Genomic DNA, 7,014 nt, shown 5'->3' on the forward strand with positions numbered 1-7,014 from the left:
CGTCCGCAAGAAATTCAAGAACGAATGTCGGAACTGTTTAGAACTATTAATAATAACGATTTAGATAGTGCTAAAGAGATAGTCAAAGAATTAGGCGACAAAATTGGTATATCGGAACCAGAACTAGTCAAAGCAGAATCAACAATTAAACGGCGGGAGATTATCGGGCGGTGAAGTATAGTTGTAAAACTACTGAGCCGGAAGTTTTGGCGAATTTCAAAGCACAGGCAAATGAAGATTGGCAACCAAGTTATGAATTATTGAAGGGTGAAGATAAAAAACAATTTCATCAACACTTAATTACCGAGCAAGGGCATATCTGCTGTTATTGTGGCGAAAGAATCGTCCGAACCGATAGTCATATCGAACATTTTCAACCGCAAACAGAATATCCTCATTTAGAATTAGACTATTTTAATCTATTGGCTTCGTGTCAGCAAAAAATTCAGCCAAAAGAACCCAGACATTGCGGAATGGGTAAAGGTGATTGGTTCGATGATAAATTACTAGTATCGCCGCTGATAGCTGATTGTGGTGAATTCTTTGAATATACAGTTGACGGTCAGATTTTACCTACTCGCGAACCAGAAAAAGCCGAAAGAGCTACAAAAACGCTCGAACGACTGAGTTTAAATATTCCTAAATTGCAAGCTACTAGAGCGGGTGCGATCGAGGGTGTCTACGGCGAAGGGTTAGAATTAATATTGTCTGAAGATGAGATCGATAAATTGATTCATTACTATAGTCGCACTGATAACGAAGGATATTATCCGCCTTATTGTCAGACAATTTTGTATATGTTAAACCAAGAGAAAGTGGATCGCTTTAAATAAACGATCTAAATAGCTTCCCCGTTTAACTTACCGACGGCTACACCCCAGAAGAAATCTTTAATTGTCGCGGTGTCGGTGTTGACGTGGATTTTTCGTCCCCAGGAATACATATCGAACTGGACGCGACTGTGCTTGTTTTTAGTTATTTTAGTTGGGGGTTCGATCGAGATATCGCCTAAAATAGTGACCCAATGATTGGGATAGATCCGGTGAAATCGGGAGGCTAGAAATGAGTTGCTACCGAGCAAACCTTGAGAATTAATTAATCCAAAGGCTACGCCGCCAGCTTTAATAATGTCGTCGGCTACTTGGAGCGCGCGAAATTCACCAGATAAAATTGTGGGATGAGATTTGGTTTGGGAATAGCCGAGGAGTTCTTTTACCCAGCCGTTAATTTCCCAGGGTTGGGTGATACCGCTGAGTTCGCGGATTAGTCTGGGTGCTTTGGGATGTACGGGCAGAATTGTCGCACAATCGCGGAGGGTAGCCAGCAGCATCCAGTCGGCTTGCGCCATTCTGAGATTGCCATAACTGCGACACAATCTACCAGCTACTTTGATGGTGTTGGTGTAGCCTTCAAACCGCCCATGCTCGTATAAACTTTGACAGATATCGATATACCGTGCGGGTTGTTTGCGAATTAGTTCAAATACTACCGCAGCGGGGCCGCAAAACGGCTGTTCTCCTTGCTGAATTTGGAAAGGATCGATCAGTCGATCGCGAATATCTGCAACGATTTGGCGTTTGTCTAAATGATTCCAAACTCCAGTTTGCGACGATCGGGCAAATTTGGCAAGCCGTTCTTCGAGGTTAGCATCGATCGATGCCGTCGTATTTAAGTCGCTTCGCATATAATTTGGGGTGGACGCGATCTCGGCGAGTAAGTACTCTTTTATCATTTTACCCATATTAACTGGCAATTCTCGATCGGTTGCGGGATGTTTTTAGTTATGGAGGATTAATTTGATGGGTACTCAGATTGAAAATATTACTAATTTTCTTCAGATTTACGATCGATTGGCGACTGCGGGACAGCCGACTGTAGAGCAGTATTCGGCGATTGTTAGCGCAGGCTATCGGGTTGTCGTTAATCTTGCCTTGAATGATTCGCCGAATGCACTGGCGGATGAAGCCTCATTGGCGCGTCAGCTAGGGCTAGAATATATCCAGATTCCGGTAGAGTGGAATGCCCCAACCATCGAGGATTTTCAGGCATTTAGAACTGTGATGGACGCACATTCAGCAGATAAAATTTTCGTCCATTGTGCGGCAAATAAACGAGTATCGGCGTTTGTATATCTTTACCGCATTTGTCAGGGTGTAGAGGAACCCAGCGCGCACCAAGATTTAACCAAAATTTGGACGCTAAACGAAATCTGGGCAAAGTTTATCGATCGAGTCCGATCGAGTATTTAAGGGTGACTGCGGTAAGATCTGAAAGAGAATCACCAGCGAGCAGCCAATGACCGATCGATCCCAACCCGTCACACCATCCGATAACTCTGTAGTCGAAGCTTATCTATCGGCTCAAAAAGCTAGCGAGGCTAAAGTACCGCAGGATTTAGGCTTAGGATTGATTCCGGCTGCACCGGAGGGATTTCGATCGGGTTTTGTGGGTATTATCGGTAGACCGAATGTGGGTAAGTCCACGCTGATGAACCAACTCATCGGTCAAAAAATTGCGATCGTTTCCCCGGTACCCCAGACCACTCGCAACCGCCTACAGGGCATCCTCACCACCGATACGGCGCAAATGATCTTCGTGGATACCCCCGGCATTCACAAACCCCACCACAAACTGGGTGAAGTCTTAGTTAAAAATGCTCAAAGTGCGATCGGGGCGGTAGATGTCGTACTATTTGTAGTCGATGGGATGGAAATTGCTGGCGGTGGCGACAGGTTTATTGCCGAGCTGCTGATTAATGTCAAAACGCCAATTATTTTAGGCATTAACAAAATCGATTTGCGAACCGATCTCAGCCGCTCTCATTTGGATGCGATCGAAGGTAGCTATCTCGAACTCGCTCAAACTCACAATTGGCAGGTAGTGAACTTTTCCGCTGTGACTGAAACGGGTTTAGATCGACTGCAAGCTAGTTTGAGTGAAAATCTCGAAATCGGCCCTTATTATTATCCCCCCGAATTAGTCACCGATCAGCCCGAACGCTTTATTATGGGCGAATTAATTCGCGAACAAATCATTCTGCTCACGCGTGAAGAATTACCTCACTCTGTCGCCGTGACGATCGATCGAGTGCAAGAAGATGCCAAAATTACCCGCGTACTCGCCACCATCTATGTCGAACGCGATTCGCAAAAAGGGATTTTAATCGGTAAAGGCGGACAAATGCTCAAGCAAATCGGGAGTAATGCCAGAGAGCAGATGCAAAAAATGATTGCTGGCAAGGTTTACCTAGAATTATTTGTTAAAGTTCAACCCAAATGGCGACAATCTGGCTTGCGATTGGCGGAACTCGGTTATCGGGTGGATTAAGTGGGGGACTGGCAGTGTGCCTACGGCAGGCTATCGCCAACGGCTCCGCTCACTGACCAGGGACTGGGAGAGGGGGAGGACGATTTAATTGAGGCAAGATGCGATCGGGTAGTAATTACCGTAATTTGTAGCTCATAAAATACTCAATTTAGCAACGTTAATTATGCTGAATTTGCTGTAAAGTTACCAATTAACGCGATCTAGGCTTTAGGTATTAGGTATTAGGTTTTAGGTTTTAGAAATAATTGCAAACCCAATCCTTACTTCTTACTTCTTACTTCTTACTTCTTACTCCCACACCCCCCTTCCCAAAATGGTATCCACCCCCCATCGCCTTTCCCCGCCTGTCGAGCCTCAAGTCGATCCTTATACCCTGGCGCAGATGGGGATTGCGATGCTGATCGATCTCGCACAGCGCGGTGAAATCGACCCGTGGGACGTGAAAGTCATCGACGCGATCGATTTACACCTGAGCAAGTTACCCTTGCAAGCTGACGCATCCTTGGCGCACAAGCAAGCCAATTTGTCGCAATCTGGGCAAGCCTTTTTATGGGCGGCAATGTTGGTATTACTTAAAGCTCAAAGTTTAGAGCAGAGCCAAACACAGGGAGAAGATTTCGACTTTATCGAAGAAGATCTCGATTTTGAACCGATTTCGACATCAGGATTACCACGCAATTTAGAGCGACACATTCGCCGCCGCCTGACTTCGCCACCACCTCGCACCCGTCCGGTGACATTGCAAGATCTGATTCAACAATTGAGCCAAATTGCTGAAAAAATTGCCAAACCGACCGCCAGACATCGCCCGCTGCGGGGTAAAATCATGTCGGTCAAACAAGCAACTCAAACGATCGTCGGACTGGCTCACGATGAAAATTTGACCGAAATGGCGGCACTAGTCTCAGAATTTCTCGTCAACTATACTAGTGAGACCGAACTGTGGACGCTCGAAGAGCTGGTAGAGCTGTGGTCTAATAAATTCCCTCCCGCGCCAGGACAGACTTTTGGAGAGAACCACGATCGAGTCGGCGTTTTTTGGGCACTATTATTATTATCGGCTCAATCTAAAGTCGAACTACATCAAACAGATTTTTATCAAACCCTGACTATCCGCAGACTGCATGAAGAATCGGTAGAAATGAACTAGCTTACGCTCGATCGAGCGATCGAGCTAGTGCAGGTATCAATCGATCGCTGCTAAAGTAGACAGCATAGGGAGTTTAAGTATTCAAGATTTAATATGAAAGCAATGATTCTGGCTGCTGGGAAAGGCACGCGGGTGCGTCCCATTACATATACTATTCCCAAACCATTAATTCCGATTCTACACAAGCCAGTAATGGAGTTTTTGGTAGACTTGCTCAAGCAGCATGGCTTCACCGAAATCATGGTCAATGTCAGCCATCTTGCCAAGGAAATTGAAAGTTATTTCCACGATGGTCAAAGATTTGGAGTCCAAATTGCGTATTCGTTTGAAGGAACGATCCGCGAAAATGGAGAATTAGAAGGACAAGCTCTCGGCTCTGCTGGTGGGATGCGCCGCATTCAAGATTTTTATCCGTTCTTCGACGATACTTTCGTGGTTTTGTGTGGCGATGCACTGATCGATCTCGACCTCACCGCCGCCGTTAAATGGCATAAAGAAAAAGGCTCATTAGCCACGATCGTTACTAAATCGGTACCTCGCGATGAAGTTTCTAGCTATGGGGTAGTCGTTACCGATGACAATGGCAGAGTCCAAGCCTTCCAAGAAAAACCCACAGTTGAAGAAGCACTAAGTACGAATATTAATACGGGTATTTATATTTTTGAGCCAGAAGTATTAAACTATATTCCTTCCGGTCAAGAATATGACATCGGGGGCGATCTCTTTCCGAAATTGGTCGAAATGGGTGCGCCTTTTTACGCGATTTCAATGGATTTCCAATGGGTCGATATCGGTAAAGTTCCCGACTATTGGCAAGCAATTCGCAGTGTTTTAATGGGTGAAGTTAAGAATGTGCCGATTCCAGGAATTCAAGTCGCACCGGGCATTTATACCGGAATTAATGTGGCGGTAAATTGGGATAAAGTCGATATTACCGGGCCTGTATATATCGGTGGCATGACCAAAATTGAAGATGGTGCTAAAATTACGGGGCCAGCCACGATCGGACGCAATTGTCATATTTGTGCTGGTGCCCACATCGATAATAGCGTAATTTTTGAGTACTCCAGGATTGCCTCGGATGTGACCCTGACTGATAAATTAGTATTCGGACGCTATTGTGTCGATAAAGATGGCGCGACGATCGACGTACAAGCATCTTCGCTCGATTGGTTGATTACCGATACCCGTCAGCCGATGGAAGCGATCGCCAAACGATCCGCTCTAGCAGCCAAGTTTGTCGCTCAAGTCTTTGAATCGGAAGAAACACCCATTACATTGCGATAGCGATCGGATATTGCTTAGTGGGAAAGGATCGATCTTTGGATTTAAGATCGATCCTTTGCCCTTGGCAATCCTCACCGCTTCAGCTTGACATGGTACAACCCAGAGTTTGCACCAGCACACAACAACCGATTCTCCGTAGGAGACACTCCGCGAACGAAAATAGCCTCACGTCCCAGGTTGGTAGCGCAAACGCTCAAAATCTGAGTATTGTCTAATTCTCGTTAATTTGCTATGGCCACGTTTCAGGTTTGAGTCTCAACAGTCTGTAGTGCTTCCCACTGGGCAACAGCAAACTCCGCTTCCATTTGGAGTACTTCAGCTCGATATTCAGGATCTCTTCCCATCGGGGCGAGATCGGCATCGATTTCTGCTCGTCGCATCAGTGCGAGTTCTCGTTGAATCGCTCTAGCAATTAAGTCATTGCGGCTCTTTGCCTTACCATCTGCAACGGCTCGATCTGTTGCTGCTAATCAAGCCGCAGGTAACGCGATCGTCGTGCGGGTGGTTGTGCTACTCATATCTCGATCGAATATGTTGCCAATTAATGATGACTAATTATACGTTAGTTATAATGCTCGATCGGTGACACGCGATCGAACCCTCCAAACCTCATTTACCCGATCGAGTGTCAAGTATTTCCTGGGTTAGTATTGAATCTAGCAACAACGATCGATCTAGATTTGGGACGGGTACTAACAGTTTTGCAGTCTCGATTGAATGTGCAGGGGGCGCGAGGTTTAATCGATCGGTTAGATCCTTTGTAAAATTGCAAATAACATCTTTCAATAAATATTATCAGACGAACTTATGCAATTCGATCGTAACAAATCACTACGGCAGCTTGAGGATAAGGACTGTGGTGAGCCGACATACTATTCTTCTCTAGTTGTTGAGTGTCATCGGCTACACAAGATCCCCTTGAATGAGTTCACAGTAGAAAATTTACGTATCGCGATCGGTCAAAATATTAGCTTAAAATATCTTATTCCAATTGCTCTAGAACAGCTTCACATCAACCCATTAGCAGAAGGCAAATATTACCCTGGCGATCTACTAATAGCTGTTGTTAATGTCAATGATGAGTTTTGGTTGCATTATGCTGATTGGAGAAACGAGGTTGTTGAGATAGCAAAAGGAGCAACCCGTTTGTTTGTTGAGCCTGATGACTGCGACGAGTATTGTATAAAACAATTACAAAATTTTCTTGAAAAATAAGGCAGGTAAATAAGAAATTAGATCTGTAGGTTGGG

The 7,014-nt window shown here is 45.2% G+C and carries 7 protein-coding genes and 1 pseudogene; 6 read left to right on the forward strand and 2 right to left on the reverse strand.

What is annotated here, in order from left to right; translation table 11 throughout:
* Window positions 1-206 precede the first annotated feature (206 nt).
* Window positions 207-833, forward strand: coding sequence for a retron system putative HNH endonuclease (locus tag Q0R35_RS17380; RefSeq protein WP_295621362.1), 627 nt, complete (start codon window positions 207-209; stop codon window positions 831-833).
* Window positions 834-838: 5 nt separating this feature from the next.
* On the opposite strand, the gene Q0R35_RS17385 is transcribed toward Q0R35_RS17380, so the two are convergent.
* Window positions 839-1,684, reverse strand: coding sequence for a hypothetical protein (locus Q0R35_RS17385; protein ID WP_295621365.1), 846 nt, complete (start codon window positions 1,682-1,684; stop codon window positions 839-841).
* A 115-nt stretch (window positions 1,685-1,799) separates the two neighbouring features.
* Between Q0R35_RS17385 and Q0R35_RS17390 the strand changes: the two genes are divergently transcribed.
* From Q0R35_RS17390 to Q0R35_RS17405, 4 genes are all read left to right on the forward strand, one after another.
* Window positions 1,800-2,249, forward strand: a complete 450-nt coding sequence (locus Q0R35_RS17390; RefSeq protein WP_295621368.1) for a protein tyrosine phosphatase family protein — start codon at window positions 1,800-1,802, stop codon at window positions 2,247-2,249.
* Window positions 2,250-2,295: 46 nt separating this feature from the next.
* Window positions 2,296-3,327, forward strand: coding sequence for a GTPase Era (gene era, locus Q0R35_RS17395; protein ID WP_295621371.1), 1,032 nt, complete (start codon window positions 2,296-2,298; stop codon window positions 3,325-3,327).
* Window positions 3,328-3,640: 313 nt separating this feature from the next.
* Entirely contained in the window at window positions 3,641-4,477 is an 837-nt protein-coding gene (locus Q0R35_RS17400; RefSeq protein ID WP_295621374.1) for a ScpA family protein, read from the forward strand.
* Window positions 4,478-4,570: 93 nt separating this feature from the next.
* Complete coding sequence (locus Q0R35_RS17405; protein ID WP_295621377.1) at window positions 4,571-5,764, forward strand: NDP-sugar synthase; 1,194 nt, start codon at window positions 4,571-4,573, stop codon at window positions 5,762-5,764.
* Between the two features lie 242 nt (window positions 5,765-6,006).
* Here Q0R35_RS17405 and Q0R35_RS19620 read toward each other — a convergent pair.
* Window positions 6,007-6,282, reverse strand: a pseudogene (locus Q0R35_RS19620) (CopG family transcriptional regulator).
* 289 nt (window positions 6,283-6,571) lie between these two features.
* On the opposite strand from Q0R35_RS19620, the gene Q0R35_RS17420 reads away from it, so the two are divergent.
* On the forward strand, window positions 6,572-6,979 hold the full coding sequence (locus Q0R35_RS17420) for a contact-dependent growth inhibition system immunity protein (protein ID WP_295621387.1): 408 nt from the start codon (window positions 6,572-6,574) through the stop codon (window positions 6,977-6,979).
* Window positions 6,980-7,014: the final 35 nt, after the last annotated feature.

The organism is Chamaesiphon sp. GL140_3_metabinner_50 (genome assembly GCF_025361915.1).
Classification (GTDB): Bacteria; Cyanobacteriota; Cyanobacteriia; order Cyanobacteriales; family Chamaesiphonaceae; genus Chamaesiphon.